Origin of the sequence: Roseisolibacter agri, assembly GCF_030159095.1 — a bacterium.
Lineage (GTDB): Bacteria > Gemmatimonadota > Gemmatimonadetes > Gemmatimonadales > Gemmatimonadaceae > Roseisolibacter > Roseisolibacter agri.
Genome location: NZ_BRXS01000001.1, coordinates 1027836 through 1046715 on the forward strand (window position 1 = coordinate 1027836; position 18880 = coordinate 1046715).

Below are 18880 nucleotides of genomic sequence, written 5' to 3' on the forward strand. Positions count from 1 at the left end.
GAAAGATGCAGGCCGCGCCGCATCGCCGTCCCGGCCGCTTTCGTGAACGGATGGTCGTTCGCATGTTGGGGCGCTGCGGCTGGCCCACCACTCAGTCACAGGAGGCGTCATGCGATCCGTTCGTCGCGCCCTCGCGCTGCTCGCTCTCGTCCCCGTCGCCGCATCCGCGCAGGTCGTCCGATCCGCGGCCGGCCCCACTGCCGCCGACATCACGGCCGCGCGCGACCAGTTCCGCGTCGACCTCGGCGGCGGCAATGTCCCGGGAGCCGCCGGCCTGTTCTCCGACGGCACCGGCGCGCGTCGCGAGATCAACTGGGATGCAGTGCCCGACCAGTTCGCCTCGCCCAATAACCTGCCGGCGAACTTCTTCAATGTGAACTCGCCCCGAGGCGCCATCTTCTCGACGCCCGGCTCGGGTTTCAGGGTGAGCGCGGACGCGGTCAACCCGACGGCCACGCCGATCGCATTTGGCGAGATCAACCCCACCTACGGGGCGACGTTCGCCGCCTTTTCGCCTGAGCGCCTGTTCACCGCCGTCGGCAGCAACATCGTCGACGTACAGTTCTTCCTGGCGGGGACCGACACGCCGGCGCTCACCCGCGGCTTCGGGGCGATCTTCGTGGACGTGGACATGTCGGGGACGTCCATTGAGTACTTCGGGCTCACCGGCAACTCACTCGGCGTGTTCGCCGTTCCCGGCCTCGTGGGAAGTCAGACGTTCTCCTTCCTCGGGGTCTCTTGGGACGACGCAATCGTGAGCCGCGTGCGCATCATCGCGGGCACCACGGGACTCGGTCCGAACGACGGCGGCTCGACAGACGTCGTCGTGATGGACGATTTCCTCTATGGCAATCCGACGGCGGCGGCCGTCGTCCCCGAGCCGGCGACCGTGCTGCTCGTGGCCTCCGGCCTGGCGCTCGGCGCGCTCGTGAGGCGCCGCCGCCTCGGGTGATCCGACGCAGTGCATGTGAGAGACGGGGGGCGGCGTCCACGGACGCCGCCCCCCGTCGTCGTCGCGTGCGAGCGGTCAGGCTGCCGGCGGCGTCTCCAGCAGCCCGTCCTCGCCACCGGGGACCACCTGCTCCATCGCCGGCGCCAGCGGCACGACCGGGACCAGCGGCGCGAGCCCGGGCGTCGCCGACGCGGGGAGCGTCGCCGGCGGCAGCACGACCGGCGTGGCGAGGATCGGCGACGGCGCGCTCACCCGGCCCACCGTCTCGACGGTGATCGCGTGCGTGGGGCAGATGCGCACGAAGTTGCCGTCGGCCGGGGACCACGACAGCTCCCGGCTCAGCGGATAGGCCGTGCCGTCCGCCTGCTGCCCCATCACGTGCGGCGCGAGGGCGACGCACAGCCCGCACGCGGTGCACTTCTCGTGGTCCACCGACAGGCGCACCGTGCGCCGCGGGAAGATCCCGCCGGGCGCCGTGAACAGCTCGTCGAGCCCGCGCAGCGCCTCGCACGCGGCGCGGTAGCCCTCGTCGATCAGCTCCTGCGCGTGGCCGAAGACGAACCACCCGATGTGGCTAACACGCGGCCGCACGAGCAGCATCGGCGGGCCGTTCCAGTGGCTCAGCGGCGGCACCTGCAGCGCCTGCATCATCACGCTCGCGGAGCGCATGAAGATCGACGCGAAGCCCTGCGCGTGGATCGTCGTGTCGTGCGTCAGGTCGGCGTTGCCGACGTCCACCGCGATGATCGCGTCCACCGGCGGCGCGACGCGGTTCCGCGCGGCGATGGAGACGGGGAGGTTGTCGACCGTGCCGCCGTCGACGCACACGCGCCCGTCGACGCGTCCGGGCGGGAAGAAGCCGGGCAGCGCGCACGACGCGTACACCGCGTCGCGCACCGGCACGTCGCGCAGCCCGTTGAGCCCCCACACGACCTGGGTGCCGCGCGCGACGTCCACGGTGTTGACCAGCAGCGGCAGCTCCAGCGTGTCGAAGTCGCCGTCGGGCACCACCTGCTCGACGAGCTCGCGCAGCGGCTCCGCCATGTACAGCGACGCGGCGCGCATGCGCTCGACCAGCATGCCGTAGTGGTTGATGCGGAACAGGTCGCGGCGCTTGAGCGCGACGGCACGCCGCGCCATCTCGTCCTCGTGCAGCCCCGCCGCGTACGCGGCGCCGAGCAGCGCGCCGATGCTGGAGCCGGCGACGAGCGAGGGGCGGATGCCGCGCTCGCGCAGCGCGCGCAGCACGCCGATGTGCGCGAATCCCTTCAGGCCCCCGCCACCCAGCACCAGCGCGATGCGCGGCGCCTGGCGCGCGACGACGCGCGGCGATCGCCGGGTGGCGGGGGTTTGCGCGCGGTCTTGGGGGTCTCCAGGCATCGGTGTCCTCCCGCCACGCGGGCACGTGCACGCACGGGTCGCGCTGCCGGGGGCACGCGACGTTCCACACGACCTTCCATGTCGGCCGATCGCATCCTGATGACCTGCAGACGCCTCCAGGGCCTGCGTGGTCACCGTGTCCTACACCCCTGCAGTACGAAAGAAGCGCGCCAGTGCACGGTGCGCCGGTGGTTCCCAGCGTACATTAGCGCCATGACGACCTCTCCCTCCAGCGGCCCGGCGCCCGCGCGCCACCGCGACGCGTCCCTCGTGCGCGCCCTCGGCACGTGGGGGCTGGCCGCCGGCATCGTGAACGTGACCATCGGCGGCGGCATCTTCCGCCTCCCCGCCGGCGCCGCCGACGCCCTCGGCCCCGCCGCCCCGCTCGCGTACGTCGTCTGCGCGATCGCGATGGGCCTGATCGTCGTCTGCTTCGCCGAGGCGGGGAGTCGCGTCTCGCTGACGGGCGGCCTGTACGCGTACGTCGAGATCGCGTTCGGCCCGTTCCTCGGCTTCCTCACCGGCGTGATGCTCTGGGCGAGCATGAGCGCCGCGCTGGCCGCCGTCTCGACCTTCTTCGCCGACTCGCTGGTGGCGCTCGTGCCGGCGATCGGCGCCGGCGCGGGACGCGCGATCGCGATGCTGGTGGCGCTGGCGCTCCTCGCGGGGCTGAACGTCCTCGGCGTGCGCGGCGCGAGCCGGTTCAATGCCGCGATGACGATCGCGAAGCTGCTGCCGCTGGCGGTCTTCGTCGCGCTCGGGGCGCTGGCGGTCAACGGCGCGAACCTCGCCATGACGCAGACGCCGAGCACCGACGCGATGGCGCGGGGCTCGGCCTTCCTCATCTTCGCCTTCCTCGGCGTCGAGGCGGCGCTGGTCCCCAGCGGCGAGGTGCGCGAGCCGTCGCGCACCGTGCCGCGCGCGCTCTTCCTCGCGATGCTCGCGGTGACGGTGGTCTACATCGCGGTGCACGTCGTGGCGCAGGGGATCCTCGGGCCCGCGCTGGCCGCCGCGAAGACGCCGCTCGCCGACGCCGCCGGCATCGCGCTCGGCGAGTGGGGGCGCAGGCTGATCCTCGTCGGCTCCGCGATCTCGATGTTCGGCTACGTCAGCGGCATGACGCTCGGCGTGCCGCGCATCCTGTACGCGTTCGGCCGCGACGGCTTCCTGCCGCGCGTCTTCGCGGCCGTGCACCCGCGCTACAAGACGCCGCACGTCGCGATCGTCGCGCAGGCGGTGCTCACCGCGGCGCTCGCGCTCAGCGGCGGCTTCGAGCGGCTGGCGCTCGTCGCCAACGGCGCCGCGCTGCTGGCCTACGCCGCGTGCTGCGCGGGCGCCTGGCAGCTGCGCCGCAAGGACGTGCGGCAGGCCGGCGGCGTGCCGTTCCGGACCCCCTTCGGCAGCGTCGCGCCCGCGCTCGCGCTGCTCGTCATCGGCTGGCTGATGACGGGGCTCACGATGAACGAGTGGATCGCGCTCGCCGTCGTGCTCGTGCTGTCCGTGCCCGCGTACTTCCTCACGAAAGGGCGGCGCGTTCCGCACGGAGGAGCGGAGAGCGGTGAAGCGGAGGACGAAAGGGCGCGATACGAGACGGCGCAGCCTCGCGCCTGAGGCGACTCCGCCCATCGCCGCTTCACCGTTTCACGCTTCATCGTCCTCCGCTTCATCGTCCCCCGCTTCATCGTCCTCCGATGGATTCGCTGCTGACGTTCCGGTCCGAGTTCCCCATCCTCGACCGCTCCACCTACCTCGTCTCGAACTCGCTCGGCGCCATGCCGCGCGCGACGGCCGACCGGCTGGCCGAGTACGCGGAGGTGTGGGCGACGCGCGGCGTGCGCGCGTGGGCCGACGCGTGGTGGGAGCTGCCCGTGCGCGTGGGCGACGTGATCGCGCCGCTCGTCGGCGCCGCGCCCAACGAGATCGCGATGGTCGCCAACGTCTCCGTCGCGCACGCGGCCGTGCTCTCGGCGCTCGACTTCTCGGGCGGGCGCGACACCGTCGTCATGACCGCGCTCGACTTCCCGTCGGTGCGCTACGCCGTGGAGGGGATGGCGGCGCGGATGGGCGCGCGCGTGGTCGTCGTGCCGGCAGCCGAGGACGGGCTGTCGGTGGACGAGGACGCGCTGTGCGCCGCGATCGACGACCGCACGCGACTCGTCGCCATCTCGCACGTGCTCTTCCGGTCGGCGTACGTCATGGATGCCGCGCGCGTCGTCCGGCACGCGCACGACGCCGGCGCGCTGGTGATGCTCGACGCCTACCACTCGGTCGGCGTGCTGCCGGTGGACGTGCGGGCGCTCGGCTGCGACTTCCTGGCGGGCGGGGTGCTCAAGTGGCTGTGCGGCGGGCCGGGCGGCTGCTTCCTGTACGCGGCGCCCGACGTCGAGGCGCGGGCCGGCGCGCCCGTGCGGCCGGCGCTCACCGGCTGGCAGGCGCACGAGCGCCCCTTCGCCTTCGAGGACGCCATGTCGCACGCCGCGGGCGCCTGGCGCTGGCTGTCGGGGACGCCCAGCGTGCCCGCCCTCTATGCCGCGCTCGAGGGGCCGCGCCTCGTGCACGCGGCGGGGATCGCCGAAGTGCGGGCCAAGAGCGAGCGGCAGACCGCGCGGCTGATCGCGCTCGCCGACGCGCGCGGCTACCCGGTGCACGCGCCGCGCGACCCGGCCCGGCGCGGGGGCACGGTCGCCTTCGACGTGCCGCAGGGCTACGAGGTGGCGCAGGAGCTGATCGCACGCGACATTGTCATCGATTATCGCCCCGGCGCGGGCATCCGCGTCGCCCCGCACTTCTACACGTCGGACGAGGAGCTCGAGGCGGCCGTGGCCGCGATCGACGAGATCCTCGCGACCGGCGCCTGGCAGCGGCACGCGGGACGGCGGGCGGTGGTGACCTGATGGACCGCTCCCGCTTCGCGGGAAACTCCCTTCCACTTCCGAGTCTGGCCATGAGCACCGCGCCCAAGCGCATCCGCAAGCAGTACGTCAACAGCGAGTACCCCCTCGTCATCATGCGCTTCGAGGACGGGCACGAGATCAAGGTCTACAAGGGCACGGGCAAGGAGTTCGACGCCTACCCGGGCGAGACCATCAAGCTGCTGGCGATGTACGACCCGACCTCGCACGACCGCGAGCTCGTCGACACCAAGAAGTCCGACGACTTCCCGGACGCCGCGGAGTGATCACGCGCGCCCTCCGTCGCGTGATCGGGCGCACGACTCGCACGGCCAGCCGGCCCGCCTTCGGGCGGGCCGGCGTCGCGTTCCGGCACCTCGCGGCCGTGGCCAGCGCGGGACTGCTGCTCTCGGGCACCGCCGCCTGCGCCCGGGCGCAGACGCCCGTCACGAAGGCCGTCCCCGCGACCGCCCCCGCCCGCGCCGCGGCCGTGCGCACCGACACGGTCGCGCTGCGCCGCGCCATCGACTCGCTGGTCACCGCGTACGAGGGCGCGAAGCAGGGCGTCGTCGGCTACGCCGTGCACAACCTCGACACCGGCGAGCGGCTGTCGTACCGCGGCGGCGAGACCTTCCCCACGGCGAGCCTGATCAAGGTCCCGATCCTCGTCACGCTGTTCGATCTCGTCGAGAAGAAGATGATCGCGCTCGACGACCCGATCACGATGCTGAAGATCGACCAGGTGCCCGGGTCCGGGCAGCTGCAGCACCTGCGGCCCGGCGTCACCATCCGCGTCGCCGACGCCGCGCGGTACATGATCACGATCAGCGACAACACCGCCACCAACCTGCTCCTCGACCGCGTCGCGCTGCGCCGCGTCTGGGAGAAGATGGAGGCGCTCGGCCTGCCGCACACGAAGGTCCACGCCAAGGTGTTCCAGCGCTTCACCAGCGTGGCGATGGACAGCTCGGTGAAGTACGGCCTGGGCGTGACGACGCCCGACGAGATGGCGGCGCTCTACGCGCGGCTCGCGCGCGGCACGGCGGTCAGCCCCGCCGCCGACTCGGCGATGCTCGCCATCATGTTCCAGAACGAGGACGACGCGCTGCTGCAGCGCTACGTCGAGGGCGTGCGCGCCGCCAACAAGACCGGCGCCACCGACCAGGTGCGCACCGAGTGCGCGCTGTGGGAGCTGCAGTCGCGCGTCGTCGCCTGCGTGCTCACCAAGGAGAACCGGGACACGCGCTGGGTGCTCGACACCGAGCCGCAGCTGCTGATGGCGCGGCTGGGGAAGGTGATCACGGACGCCTGGCCGAAGCGGCCTCGCGCGCCGCAGTCCTGACCGGTCGCGCCTGCACGTCCGGCACGCCCCCTGCGCCTGCGGGGGGCGTGCCTGCTTCCGTCACTCTCGCCTCCGCGGCGCTGGCCGCCGTCACGCTGCTCGCCGTGCCTGGCGCCGCGCACGCGCAGCTGGTCGGCGTCCCGGTGCCGCCGCCGCGCCCCGTGCCCGCGGCCGTCGCCGCGGCCGCCGCCGCCGACAGCGCGGACCCGAACCGCCCGAAGCCCTTCCGCGCGGACACCGCGGCCATCATCCAGAAGCTCGACATCCAGGCCTGGGTCGACTCCGCCGCTCCCGCGCTGGCGCGCGCGCCGCGCCCCGCGCCGGCGGTCGTCACGCCCGTCCCGCGCGTCGATCCCGCGCCGCCGGCCGTCGCGCCCGCGACGCGTCCGGCCACGCCCCCGCGCCGCACCCCGGCGCGCCCGTCGCAGGACGCCCGGCGCCCCGCGCCGGCCGACAGCACGGCCCGCCCGTCGCGCGCGCCCTAGACCCGCGAGGGGCGGAGGCGCTACGATCGGGCATGTCCGACCCGTCGCCGCTCCGCCTCACCGCCGCCATCCGCGCCGCCCGCGACGCCGGGCGCCCGATCGTCGCCCTCGAGAGCTCGGTGCTCGCCCAGGGCCTCCCGATCCCCGCCAACCGCGACGCCGCCGACCGGATGACCGGCGCCGTCGAGCGCGCGGGGGCGGTGCCCGCGGTCACCGCCGTCGTCCACGGCGTGCCCACGCTCGGCCTCGAGCCCGCGGAGCTGGAGCGCTTCCTCGCCCGCGAGGGCGTCCGCAAGGTCTCGGCGCGCGACCTCGCCCCCGCGATGCTGCGCGGCCACGACGGCGCGACCACGGTCGCCGCGTCGCTCGCGATCGGCGCGATGGCGGGCGTCGAGGTGTTCGCCACCGGCGGCATCGGCGGCGTGCACCGCGAGGCGCCGGGCTCCGCGCCCACCTCGTGGGTCCGGGACGAGTCGGCCGACCTGCTGGAGATGGCGCGCTCCCCGATGCTCTGCGTCTGCGCGGGCGCCAAGTCGATCCTCGACCTTCCGGCGACGCTGGAGCGGCTGGAGACTCTGGGTGTCCCCATCGTCGGCTACCGCACCGACACGCTCCCCGGCTTCTTCACTGTCGACACGGGGCTGCGCCTCCCGCACCGCGCGGACACGCCCCAGGAGCTGGCCGCGCTCTGGCGGCACCACCGCGCCCTTGGCCGCCGCGAGACGGTGCTGGTCGTCCAGCCGCCGCCGGCCGACACGGCGCTCCCGCGCGAGCTGGTGGACGGCGCGGTCGCCCATGCCCTCGCCGACGCGGCGCGGCAGGGCGTCGCCGGCCCGGGCGTCACCCCTTTCCTCCTCGCCGCCGTCGAGCGGGCCACCGGCGGCCGCTCGCTCGTCGCCAACCTGGCGCTGCTGGAGGCGAACGCCCGCCTCGCCGGGGAGGTGGCCGTGGCGCTGGCCGGCTGAGCGCCCCCGCCGGGGCGCAAAAGGTGCGCTTTACGTTCCCGACATTGAACTCATCCGCGTCCGGGCTGTACTATAGGCAGACCAGATCAGGCGGAGGACCCACAGCATGACCAACCCCTTCCTGAGCTCCGAGGAGTACGACGAGCGCGCGCATGCCCTCTACAACGAGGGCAAGTACGACGAGGCGCTCGACGTCCTCCGCGAGGGGCTCTCACTCTACCCGCACGCGGTGGAGTTGCACGTGGGGCTGGGCTACGCGCGCCTGGCGCGCGAGGAGTACGCGTGGGCGCGTCGGGCGTTCGACGAGGCGCTCGTCCTCGACGCCGAGCACGAGGACGCCCTGGCGGGCCTCGGCGAGGTGCTGCTCAAGTTCGGGCAGCAGGACGCCGCGCTCCGCGCGTTCCAGCAGACGCTCACCCTGGGCTACCAGGACGACATCGAGCTCATGCTCCAGATCGGCCGCGCGCTCTTCCGCGAGGGGCTGATCGAGGAGGCGCGCTCGTACTTCGAGGTCGCCGTCCAGGAAGCCCCCGACAACGCCGAGGCGGTCGCCTGCGTCGGCTACGCGCTGCACCGGCTGGGCGACGACGAGGGCTCGGCCGCCGCGCTCCGGCGCGCGCTGCAGCTCGACGGCGAGCACGTCGAGGCCCGCATCTACCTCGGCAACCTGCTCTACGACCGCGGGGAGTTCGAGAGCGCCCTCTACCACCTGGACCGCTCGACGCCCGAGGACCACTGGGACGAGCTCGGGATCTGGCGACTGCTGGAGCTCAAGAAGTCGGTGTACCGGCTGGCCGACGACGACGTCGAGCTGAAGCCGTGGGAGGCGCGCCTGACCGAGCTGGCGGGCGAGCCCGACGCGATCGACGACCTGCTGGCGGAGCTGGAGAACGGCGACGACGACGTGGCGCAGCTGGAGCTGTTCGCGGCCGAGGCGGTCCCGCCGACGGAACGGACGGACGAGCCGCAGGTGCCGCCGGCGCGCATGGACACGGGCCGCCACCGCGTGGTCACCAGCGAGGGTGCCATGGTGGACGGCACGTGGGAGGAGATCGTCGGCCTCCTGCGCGACGCGAGCGAGGAGTTCGCCGGACGCCCGGTCTCCGACTTCATGTCGGCGGTCGCGCGGCGGCAGTACGGCAAGACGGGGGTGCGCATCTCGGCGGGGGACGCCGAGTCGTTCATCCGCGGCAGCGCGGACGCCGGGCTGCTTCGCATCGTCCGCTGACGGGGACGGACGCGTTCCGTCCGACGGACGCTTCATTCCGCCTCACACCGGCTCCCGGCGCTCCGCCGGGGGCCGGTCGTGCGTGCGGCCGCGTGAGCACCCACGTACGCGGCCGCCCCAGCGACCCCGCCCCGGCGGTGGTCGGCCCCTTGCACTGATGGGCCACCGATGACGACCCCGAACCATCGCACGGCCATGGCCGCGCTCGACGCGGCCCGCCCGCTCATCACCCGGCTGGACCCGACCCGCCACCCCGAGGAGGTCGCGGCCGACCTGATCGAGGCCTGGGGCGCCGTCGAGACCTCGCTCCGCGCCCTGCTCGGCGGCTCGGGCCTGGGCGGACAGGCGCTGGTGGGCGAGGTGCGCCAGCGTGGCCTGCTCGACTACCGCCACGCGCACGACCTCCTCGGCTTCCTGGCCGCGCGCGACCGCGCCTCGCGGCAGGGCTACCGCCCCGACCACGCCGACGTGGACGCCGCCCGCAGCGGCTTCCAGTCGCTGGAGGCGGCGCTCGGCCTCGGCATCGGCGCGCCGACGGGGGTGCACCGCGCGGTCGGTCCGCTGCCGCCCCCCGGTGCCGCACCGGGAACGCCCGCGCCGCTGCCGCCCGCGGCCGTCGGCGCCCGGCCCGGGCCAGGGCTCGGCGCGCCGGCGCCGGACGTGCCGCTCGACCCGGTGGCCCGCCGCACCCCGTTCCGGCGGCCGTCGCGGTCGGTGCTCGTCGTCGGGATCGTCGCGCTGGCCGCGATCCTCGCCGGCGCCTACTGGTGGATGAGCGAGTCGCAGAGCCCGCGCGCACTGGAGCGCGGCGTGGTCGCGTACCAGGCAGGCCAGAAGGACATCGCGCGGCGCGAGTTCCAGGCGGCCGCCGACGACCACCCGGAGCTCGCGCTGCCGCGGGTGTGGCTGGCGCGCCTGGCCCGCGAGGACGGCGACCTGCCGCGCGCCACGAACGAGGTCACGCGCGCGATCCAGAACGAGCCGGCCAACGCGATCGCGCTGCGCGAGATGGGGCAGCTCCAGTTGCAGGTGAACCGCCCCGACCTCGCCATCAACTTCCTCCGGCGCGCGATCGAGGCGAACAACGCCGACCGGGTGGCGCAGGGGTGGATGGCGTGCGCGCTGACCCGGCAGGGCAACGTGCAGCTCGCCCAGAGCTTCGCGCAGCGCGCCGGGCAGGGCGACTGGTCCGGGTGCGTCAACGCGGCGCCGACGATGCCGATGGCGCCCGGGCAGATGCCCGGGCAGATGCCCGGCCAGCTGCCGCCGGCGGCGTACCCGGCGGCGCCGTATCCGCAGGGGGCGGTGCCGCAGCAGTACCCCGCGCCGCAGGGCGTCGCGCCACGCCCGTGACGCGGGCCTGACGGCACGGGCCGGCGAGGGCGGGGTAGCCGCGGGGGCCGGGCGCGAAACCGCGTCCGGCCCCCGCTCCGTAGGGCCTGCGCGGCGCCGCATCCGGCGTCCGCCCCGTCGCCTCCGCACCGCCGTCCGTGCCATCCCTCATCGAGTTCCGCGGCGTCGGCAAGCGCTACACGCGCCCCCTCGCCTCCGACGTCGTCGCCCTCGAGGACGTCTCGCTCGACGTCCACGCCGGCGAGGTCCTCGGCATTGCCGGCCCCAATGGCGCCGGCAAGAGCACGCTGATCTCCATCCTCCTGGGCTACGTCCCGCCCAGCCGCGGCGAGGTGCGCATCGCCAACCGCCCGGTGCGCGAGTACATCGAGCGCCACGGCGTGGGCTACCTCTCGGAGCTCGTCGACGTCGACCCGCGCTGGACGGTGCGGCAGGCGCTGCTCCGCTTCGGCACGCTGGCCGGCGTCCCCGAATCGCGGCTCGCGGTGCGCGTCCAGGAGGTCATGACGCGGCTCGGCCTCGACGAGTATGCCGACCGTCCCTTCCGCAAGCTCTCCAAGGGCAACAAGCAGCGGCTCGGCCTCGCGCAGGCGCTGCTGCGCGAGGAGCGCGTGCTGATCCTCGACGAGCCCACGCACGGCCTCGACCCGCTCTGGATGATCCGCTTCCGCGGCATCCTCGCGGAGCTGCGCCGCCCCGGCCGCGCGATCCTCGTCGCGTCGCACAACCTGGAGGAGCTGGAGCGCCTCTGCGACCGCGTCGCGATCCTCGACCGCGGGCGCGTGACGCGCGTCGTCGAGGTGGGCGAGGTGCTGCCGCACACGCACGAGACGCTCTACCGCCTGACCGTCGCGCGCGGCGCCGACCGCCTGAGCGAGGTGTTCACCGAGGCGACGGACCTCGGACGCGGCGACTGGGCGGTGAGCGCCCCCACGCTCGAGGCGCTGAACCACGGCATCGCGGCGCTCATCGAGCGCGGCGTGCTCCTGGTCGGCGTCGCCCCCGCGCAGAGCGCGCTCGAGCAGGTCTTCCACGACGCCATCGGCGAGGTGCTGCTGTGATCTCCTTCGACGGGGCGGCGCCCGCCCCCGACCGCGAGCGCCACGCGCGCCTGCTCGACGAGCTGACGGCCGCCGCGGCGCTCGTGCCGCAGACCGCCGGCGGCCCCGCGCTGGACGACGACGACTTCCTCGCCACCGACGAGACGCTCGACATCCCGCCGGCCGAGTCGCCGCTGCGCCGCTACCTCAAGTACCAGGTGCGCGACTTCGTGCAGCAGCGCGCGGTGTGGCTGCTCGCGCTGGGCCTGATGGGCATCTACTTCTTCTGGGACAACTACGACGCCGCGCAGATGGGCGAGCGCATGCGCCGCGGCGCGGACGGCATCGTGCGTCCCGTGCCCGAGGCGGAGACGTTCACGGGGCTGATGCTCGCGCTCATGTCGGCGTTCGCCGGGCTGTCGTCGGTGTTCACGGTGCACGGCATCGTGTCGGCGGAGCGCGAGCGCGGGCTGCAGCGCTTCCTGTTCGCGAAGCCCGTCGCGCGCGTCCCGTACTACCTGCAGAAGCTCGGGATCGCGTTCGTCGGGACGCTCGCGCTGGCGCTCGTCGTGGCGCTGCTGGCGGGCGCGGTGTTCGGCCGCGCGGTGCCGGTCGAGCAGGTGCTGATGATCGCCACGGCGCTGTTCGCGTCGGTCGGCGGGCTCACCTTCCTGCTCTCGACGCTGGTGCGCTTCGACGGCGGCCTGGCGCTCATCGGCACGCTGGGCGTGATCCCGCTGCGCGAGCTCAGCGAGCGCGTGGACGGCTGGGGCGCGGTGGGCGCGCTGCGCTACCTGCTGCCGCCCATCGAGCGCCTCGGGCCGCTGGTGGATCCCATGGTCAACGGCGACCCGCTGCGCGCGATGCTCTGGGCCGTGGGCTACGGCGCCGTCTGCGTGGCGGCCGGGATCGCCGTCCTCCGGCGCCGCTCGATCCTCACCTGACCGACGGGCGAGCGGCTCCGGCACGCACGGTGCGCCGGAGCCCTTCACCGAACGGGGACGTCCGACCATCCTCCGGTCGGACGTCCCCGTTCCGCTTCCCGACGCACGCGATGCCGACGCCTCCCGACACGCCCCTGATCGACCCCGCGACTGTGCACCGCACGGTGCTGCCCAACGGCCTCACCGTGCTCGTGCGGCGCGACGCGTCCGCGCCCGTGGTGGCGGTCAACACGTTCGTGCGCGCCGGCTACTTCGACGAGACGGACGACGTGGTGGGCGTCGCGCACGTGCTGGAGCACATGTTCTTCAAGGGCACGCCGCGGCGCGGCGTCGGAGAGATCGCGAAGCAGACCAAGGCGCAGGGCGGCTACCTCAACGCGCACACGATCTACGACCACACCAGCTACTACGCGGTGCTGCCGTCGTCGGGCTTCGTGGAGGGGCTCGACATCCAGGCCGACGCGTACGCGAACTCGCTGGTGGACGCCGACGAGCTGGCGAAGGAGCTCGAGGTCATCATCCAGGAGGCGAAGCGGAAGCTCGACAACCCGGGCGCCGTGACGGTGGAGTCGCTGTACGCGCTGCTGCACGACCGGCACCGCGTGCGCCGCTGGCGCATCGGCACGGAGGAGGGGCTGCGGCGCCTCACGCGCGACGACGTCGCGGGCTTCTATCGCACCTACTACCGGCCCAGCGCGACGGTGCTGTCGATCGTCGGCGACGTGGATCCGGACGTCGCGCTGGCGCACGTGCGCGAGCGCTACGGCGCGCTGCCGGACGGCGCCGTGCCCACCGACCGCGGCCCGCAGGAGGACGCGCACGCGGACTTCCGCTACCGCGAGCTGTCGGGCGACGTGCAGCAGGCGCAGGTCGCGTTCGGGTGGCGCACGCCGGGCACGCGCCACGACGACACGCCGCACCTCGACCTCGCCGCGGCGGTGCTGGGCACGGGCCGCGGCTCGCGGCTCTATCGCGCGGTCCGCGAGCGCTCGCTGGCGTCTCACGTCGGCGCGTACGACAGCACGCCGACGGAGCTCGGCATCTTCGTCGTACACGCCGAGGGCGATCCCGCGCGCCTGCCCGACGCGGCGCGTGCGATGTGGACGGAGGTGCGCGCGCTGCGCGAGCAGGGCGTGGGCGCGCACGAGCTGGCGCGCGTGCAGCGCATCGCCGAGTCGCGCTGGCTGCGCCGCCTCGAGACGATGGAAGGCCAGGCGAGCTGGCTGGCCGAGTGGGAGGCGCTCGGCGACTGGCGGCTGGGCGAGGACTACCGCGCGCGCGTGCAGCGCGCGACGCCCGACGACGTGACCGAGGCCGCGCGCCGCTGGCTCGATCCCGAGCGCGCGGGCGTGATCGTGTACCGGCCGCAGGGCAGCGCGCCGATCGCGGCCGATGCGACGGCGTTCGCGGCGCTGCTGGCGGCCGACGCGCCCGCGCCCGTCGGCGCGGGCACCGCACCGGCGCCGCAGGCGCCCGCGGTGCACACGGGCGCGCCCGCGCTGGAGCGCGTCGAGGCGGGCGTGCACGTCTTCCGCACCGCGCAGGGGATCCCCGTGCTGGTCGCGCGCAAGCCGGGCGCGCGCATCGTGAACCTCGGCGTCTACGCGCGCGGCGGCGCCAGCGAGGAGGCCGATGCCGACGCGGGCCTCACGATGCTGATGGCGCACACCAGCGTGAAGGGCACCGAGCGCCGCACCGCCGCGCAGATCGCGGCCGAGGCGGAGGTGCTGGGCGGCAGCGTGGGCGCGAGCGTGGGATCGGAGACGTTCGGCTGGGGGATCGCGGTGCCGCTGCCACACGCGGCCGATGCGGCGTCGCTGCTGGCCGACGTGGTGCAGCGTCCCGTCTTCCCCGACGCGGCGGTCGACACGGAGCGCGACGTCGCGCTGCAGGAGCTGCGGCTGCTGCGCGACGACATGTACCGCTGGCCGATGCGGCTCGCCTCCGAGGCCGCGTACGCCGGCCATCCGTACGGGCGCCCGGTGGGCGGCACGGACGAATCCCTGCGCGCGCTCGACGCGGCGCAGCTGCGCGCGTGGCATCGCGCGCGCGCGCTGTCGGGCGACGCGGTGCTCGCGGTCGTCGGCGATCTCGCGCCCGAGGAGGCGGCCGCGCTGGTGGCGCGCGAGTTCGGCGCGCTCGCGCCGCGTGAGGTGACGCCGCTGCCCGCGCCCACGTGGCGCGAGGGTGCGCGGCGCGACGACGCGCGCGCCAAGAAGCAGACGGCGCTGGCGCTGCTCTTCCCGGGGCCGACGCGCACCGATCCCGCGCGCGTCGCGGCGCAGCTGCTGGCGGGCATCGCGAGCGGGTTGGGCGGCCGCTTCTTCGACGAGCTGCGCGACCGCCGCTCGCTCGCGTACACGGTGCACGCCTTCGCGAGCCCGCGGCGGCTCGCGGGGACGTTCGGCGCCTACATCGCGACGGGGCCGACGCAGGAGGACGAGGCGCGCGCCGGCCTGCTGGCCGAGTTCGAGCGACTGCGCGACGCGCCCGTGAGCGCCGAGGAGCTGGAGCGCGCGCAGACGTACGCGCTCGGCACGCACGCCATCGCGCGGCAGAGCGGCGGCGCGGTGATGGGCGAGCTGGTGGACGCGTGGCTCACCGGCGAGGGGCTCTCCGAGCTCGAGACCTATGACGCGCGGGTGCGCGCGGTCACGCCGGAGACGATCCAGACGCTGGCCCGCGACTGGTTCGATCCGGCGCGGCGCGTGGAGGGCGTCGTCCGCGGGACGGGCTGAGGCGCGCCTGCCGGCACCGAATGTGAACGGGGAGGGGGCGTCCAGACGTCCACCCCATCCGGAGGCCCAGCCGATGTCCCGCCCCCCGTTCGAGGAGCGCCAGCAGGAGCTCAACCCGCACCGCGACGAGGAGCGCGCCCACGCCGCCGACATGGCGTACGCGCAGCTCCGGCAGCGCGGCGTCCGCGTCACCGGCGAGGAGTCGGCGCTCGACCTCGCCGCCGTCGTGGAGGCGGTCGAGCGGTTCGAGGCGGCCGTCTCGGCGCTCGGCGGCGACCGCATGACCAACTCGCCCGACAGCACCCAGCCCGACGACGCGCGCATGGTGCTGCCGACGCGCGCCGACGACGAGAGCGCGCGCGACTACGTGCGGCGGATCGATCGGGCGACGGAGAACCTGGGCTCCGGCGAGGCGGCCGGCGCCTGAACGGCGGCTGCGGACGGCGGACTGCGGGTTCCACAGGATCCGCAGCCCGCAGTCCGCAGCGTCATGGAACGACCGCCTCCCGTAGCGCCCGCGACGCCCGGCTGATCGCGGCCGCCACGCGCCGCGTGCGCCCCGACGCGGCGCGCAGCCCCGTCATCCGCGCGTAGTCGCCCGACTCGCCGACGACCACGCCGTCGACGTCGGGGTGCGCGGTCGCCCACGCGAGCGTGTGCCACACGGCGCGCTCCTGGCTCGCGTCGCCGTGCGTGACCGGGAAGGCGTGCACGTCGAACACCCAGTGCGGCTTCGCGCGGGCCGCCGCGCCCACCCCCACGCGCGTGCGCTCCTGCGCGCGCATCCAGCGGTCGGCCGCGCGCAGCCGCGCGTCCACGCCCGTGCCGCCGGAGAACGACGGCGCGACCTCGAAGCCCACGACGTGCACCGGCGACGCGCGCGACGCCGCCCACGCGTACAGCGTGCTGTCGGACGCGTCGTACGACGACGCCGCGACGCCGACGCGGATGTTGGGGTTCACCGCCTGCACGCGCGCCGCGGATGCCGTGAGGAAGCGCCGCCAGTGCTCCACCGGCAGGTGGCCCACCGCGTCCACCGACGTCGCGCCGTAGGGCGCATCCGCGGGCAGCAGCACGTCGGGGCGCAGCGCGCGCGCGACGCGCTCCACGAGCGCGAGCCGCCGCGCATCGAAGCGCTCGGGGGCCGCGCGCCGCCGCGCGCCGTCCTCGTGCTCGAACGCGATCGCCACCACCAGGCGCAGGCTGTCGCGGCGCGCCGGATCGAGCGTCCGCTGCAGCGAGTCGAGCGCGCCCAGCGTCAGCGCGCCGCTGCCGACCGTGACGCGCACCGCCTGGACGTCGAGCGAGTCGAGGAGCGGCATGTCCCAGCGCGTCGCGACCGTCGGCGGCGGGCCGCCCAGCGGCGGCAGCAGCGACACGCCGATCGCGAAGTCGCCGGTGGGCCGCTCGCTCAGGCGCTCGCTCGCCCACGGCTGGTAGCTGGCCACCGTGCCGATGCCGCGCGGGAGCTCCAGCAGCAGCACGCCCGCGGCGAAGATCGTCGCCACGGCGAGCAGCGCGCGCACCGTGCGCGTCAGCCGCCAGCGCGCCGGATAGGCGGGCACCAGCAGCGGCAGCTGCACCGCGAGCGGCGAGACCAGCGCCGCGCCGCCGATGGCCGCGCCGTGCACCGTCGCCTGCGCGGCCGACAGCGCGAGCAGCGCCGTGGGCGCGTCGCCCTGCCGCTCGACGGCGAAGCGCGTCCACGCCGCGAGGCAGGTCAGCACGTCCCACACGAGCAGCGGCACGCCGACGAACGGCGTCACGAATCGGCGCCACGTCGCGAACGCCGCCTGCGCCACGAACAGCGTCGTCGTGAGAGGCCAGAGCCACGCGATGCCGTTGACCGCGCGGCCGCCGTAGAGCGAGCTCGAGGCGACGTGCGCCACGAGGGCGGGCGCCACCAGCAGCCCGCACGCGGCACTCAGCGCCGCCAGCGGCCGCGGCGCGCGACGCAGCCGCGCGATGCGCCCCGCGTAGACGATGTTCCAGCCAAGGGTGACGCCGACGCCCACGAGCCACGCGAGCGCGGGCCAGGTGCGCCACTCGCGCGCGATCGGCAGCGCCTCGAGCGGGGAGGCCAGCGGCGCGGCGATCTGCGCCAGCGTCGCGAGGACGGCCGCCACGACGCTCAGCGCGGCGTGCGAGCCGTCAGCCACGAGCCCGATGCTCGGCGCGGACGGTGCGCGCGGTCAGTCGCCGCGAGAACACGTCCACCGCCTTCTGCGCGTCGCGCGTCGCGCGCGAGAGCACGTCGAGCAGCAGCAGCTCCTCGGAGGGGAAGGTGTGCACCGCGATGTGGCACCCTTCGAGGAGGAACAGCCCCGCGACGCCGTCGTGCGGGAGCGCGCGCATCACCGGCGGGCCGTGGGCGCCCAGGCCGGCCGCACCGGCGGCGGCGACGAGCAGGCCGCCGATCAGCGCGTCGTCGCGCAGCTGCGCGGCCGGCACGCCCAGGAAGTCGGCGGTGAGGTGCGTGAACGGGGGCGTCGGGGCGGGGGCGTCGGTCACGGCGGACGATAGGCCGTCGGCAGGGGCGCGAACAAGGGGCGCCCCTGGCCAGCCTGCGTTCACGCGCGCGGTCGTTGGCGCTGTCGTCGGCGCTGTCGTGGGCGCGGTCACGCGCGCGCCAGGCGCGCCTTCGCCTCCGCGTAGCCGTCCGGCAGTCCCGCGTCCAGGAAGCGGCCGCGCATGCGGCGGCCCACCAGCTGCCCCGCCGCGAGCAGCCGCTGCATCACCGGCACGTCGTCGAGCTCCGCCCCCGCAGGGAGCTCGCGCTCCGCCGCGTCGATGACGTCGAAGACGTCGGGGCGGAACACGTAGCGGCCGACGCCCGTGAACGCGGACGGGGCGCCGCCGGTGTCGAACGTGCGACCGCGCTCGCCCTTGTCGGGGATGCGCGCGATCTCGAACAGCTCCCCATCGCGCGTGCCGGGAAACACCGACGTCGGGCCGCGGCGCGCCGCCTCCTCGCTCGTGATCTCGACGACGGCGACGACGTGGCGGCCGGTGCGCGCGTACGCCTCCGCGACCTGCGCGACGCCCGGCGCGTCGTCGACGAACAGGTTGTCGGGCAGCGCGACGGCCACCGGCCCGTCGGCGGCGAACGCGCGGCCCAGCCGGATCGCGTCCGCCAGCCCGCGCGCCGCCGGCTGCTCCAGGAACGACACGCGGCGGGGCATGCCCGGCGCGCCCGCGAGCGGCGCGAGGTGCGCCGCGATCGCGTCCTTGCCCGGCGCGACGATGATCAGCAGCTCGTCGATGCCGCTCGCCGCGCACTCGCGCGCCACGTGCTCCACCAGCGGCATGCGGCCCACGGGCAGCATCTCCTTCGGCTGGCCGCCGGTGAGCGCGCGCATGCGCGTCCCCTGGCCGCCGCACGGCACGATCGCCCGCCGCACGAGGCGGGGCAGGGGTCCGGGTGCCGCGTCGTCCCGGTGGGCGGTGAACGGGGGCGCGGACGTGGACATGGCCGAGGGCGGACGAGGGTGCGCTGCGGATGGCGGCCGGCCGACGCGCGTGCGGTGTGCAGGCCGGTGCGGCGGCGGGTGCCAGGATCGCG

17 protein-coding genes are annotated in these 18880 nt (G+C 75.0%); 13 read left to right on the forward strand and 4 right to left on the reverse strand.

Going from position 1 to position 18880, the window contains the following annotated elements:
- Positions 1 to 109: 109 nt before the first annotated feature.
- On the forward strand, positions 110 to 952 hold the full coding sequence (locus tag rosag_RS04270; RefSeq protein WP_284348800.1) for a PEP-CTERM sorting domain-containing protein: 843 nt from the start codon (positions 110 to 112) through the stop codon (positions 950 to 952).
- Positions 953 to 1027: 75 nt separating this feature from the next.
- Here rosag_RS04270 and rosag_RS04275 read toward each other — a convergent pair whose 3' ends face one another.
- Positions 1028 to 2332, reverse strand: a complete 1305-nt coding sequence (locus rosag_RS04275) for a patatin-like phospholipase family protein (RefSeq protein WP_284348801.1) — start codon at positions 2330 to 2332, stop codon at positions 1028 to 1030.
- A gap of 213 nt (positions 2333 to 2545) precedes the next feature.
- Here rosag_RS04275 and rosag_RS04280 point away from each other — a divergent pair, with 213 nt between their 5' ends.
- From rosag_RS04280 to rosag_RS04335, 12 genes are all read left to right on the forward strand, one after another.
- Positions 2546 to 3943 (forward strand): APC family permease, encoded by a 1398-nt coding sequence (locus rosag_RS04280; RefSeq protein WP_284348802.1) that lies wholly within the window; start codon positions 2546 to 2548, stop codon positions 3941 to 3943.
- Positions 3944 to 4023: 80 nt separating this feature from the next.
- On the forward strand, positions 4024 to 5226 hold the full coding sequence (locus rosag_RS04285) for an aminotransferase class V-fold PLP-dependent enzyme (protein ID WP_284348803.1): 1203 nt from the start codon (positions 4024 to 4026) through the stop codon (positions 5224 to 5226).
- 50 nt (positions 5227 to 5276) lie between these two features.
- Positions 5277 to 5510, forward strand: a complete 234-nt coding sequence (locus tag rosag_RS04290; RefSeq protein ID WP_284348804.1) for a hypothetical protein — start codon at positions 5277 to 5279, stop codon at positions 5508 to 5510.
- On the forward strand, positions 5507 to 6565 hold the full coding sequence (locus tag rosag_RS04295; protein ID WP_284348805.1) for a serine hydrolase: 1059 nt from the start codon (positions 5507 to 5509) through the stop codon (positions 6563 to 6565). The genes rosag_RS04290 and rosag_RS04295 overlap by 4 nt, the downstream gene beginning before the upstream one ends.
- Before the next feature lie 47 nt (positions 6566 to 6612).
- Positions 6613 to 7050, forward strand: coding sequence for a hypothetical protein (locus tag rosag_RS04300; RefSeq protein ID WP_284348806.1), 438 nt, complete (start codon positions 6613 to 6615; stop codon positions 7048 to 7050).
- A gap of 32 nt (positions 7051 to 7082) precedes the next feature.
- Positions 7083 to 8015, forward strand: a complete 933-nt coding sequence (locus rosag_RS04305) for a pseudouridine-5'-phosphate glycosidase (protein ID WP_284348807.1) — start codon at positions 7083 to 7085, stop codon at positions 8013 to 8015.
- 106 nt (positions 8016 to 8121) lie between these two features.
- Positions 8122 to 9243 (forward strand): tetratricopeptide repeat protein, encoded by a 1122-nt coding sequence (locus tag rosag_RS04310; RefSeq protein WP_284348808.1) that lies wholly within the window; start codon positions 8122 to 8124, stop codon positions 9241 to 9243.
- A gap of 168 nt (positions 9244 to 9411) precedes the next feature.
- The gene (locus tag rosag_RS04315; protein ID WP_284348809.1) at positions 9412 to 10596 is read left to right on the forward strand and encodes a tetratricopeptide repeat protein; all 1185 of its coding nucleotides are present in this window, start codon (positions 9412 to 9414) and stop codon (positions 10594 to 10596) included.
- Between the two features lie 137 nt (positions 10597 to 10733).
- The gene (locus tag rosag_RS04320; RefSeq protein WP_284348810.1) at positions 10734 to 11657 is read left to right on the forward strand and encodes an ABC transporter ATP-binding protein; all 924 of its coding nucleotides are present in this window, start codon (positions 10734 to 10736) and stop codon (positions 11655 to 11657) included.
- Entirely contained in the window at positions 11654 to 12580 is a 927-nt protein-coding gene (locus rosag_RS04325) for a hypothetical protein (RefSeq protein ID WP_284348811.1), read from the forward strand. Before rosag_RS04320 ends, rosag_RS04325 begins: the two co-directional genes overlap by 4 nt.
- A 110-nt stretch (positions 12581 to 12690) precedes the next feature.
- Positions 12691 to 15318 carry a M16 family metallopeptidase gene (locus rosag_RS04330; protein WP_284348812.1) on the forward strand — a complete coding sequence of 876 codons (2628 nt, stop codon included), beginning with the start codon at positions 12691 to 12693 and terminating at the stop codon, positions 15316 to 15318.
- A gap of 73 nt (positions 15319 to 15391) precedes the next feature.
- Positions 15392 to 15745: a hypothetical protein gene (locus rosag_RS04335; protein ID WP_284348813.1), complete on the forward strand. Its 354-nt coding sequence runs from the start codon at positions 15392 to 15394 to the stop codon at positions 15743 to 15745.
- Between the two features lie 61 nt (positions 15746 to 15806).
- Here rosag_RS04335 and rosag_RS04340 read toward each other — a convergent pair whose 3' ends face one another.
- The 3 genes from rosag_RS04340 to rosag_RS04350 all read right to left on the reverse strand — a co-directional run bounded on the left by rosag_RS04340 (position 15807) and on the right by rosag_RS04350 (position 18788).
- A complete protein-coding gene (locus rosag_RS04340) occupies positions 15807 to 17477 on the reverse strand; it encodes a hypothetical protein (protein ID WP_284348814.1) in 1671 nt (556 codons plus the stop codon).
- On the reverse strand, positions 17470 to 17829 hold the full coding sequence (locus rosag_RS04345) for an S-adenosylmethionine decarboxylase (protein WP_284348815.1): 360 nt from the start codon (positions 17827 to 17829) through the stop codon (positions 17470 to 17472). Before rosag_RS04345 ends, rosag_RS04340 begins: the two co-directional genes overlap by 8 nt.
- 107 nt (positions 17830 to 17936) lie before the next feature.
- The gene (locus rosag_RS04350; RefSeq protein ID WP_284348816.1) at positions 17937 to 18788 is read right to left on the reverse strand and encodes a sugar phosphate nucleotidyltransferase; all 852 of its coding nucleotides are present in this window, start codon (positions 18786 to 18788) and stop codon (positions 17937 to 17939) included.
- Positions 18789 to 18880: the final 92 nt, after the last annotated feature.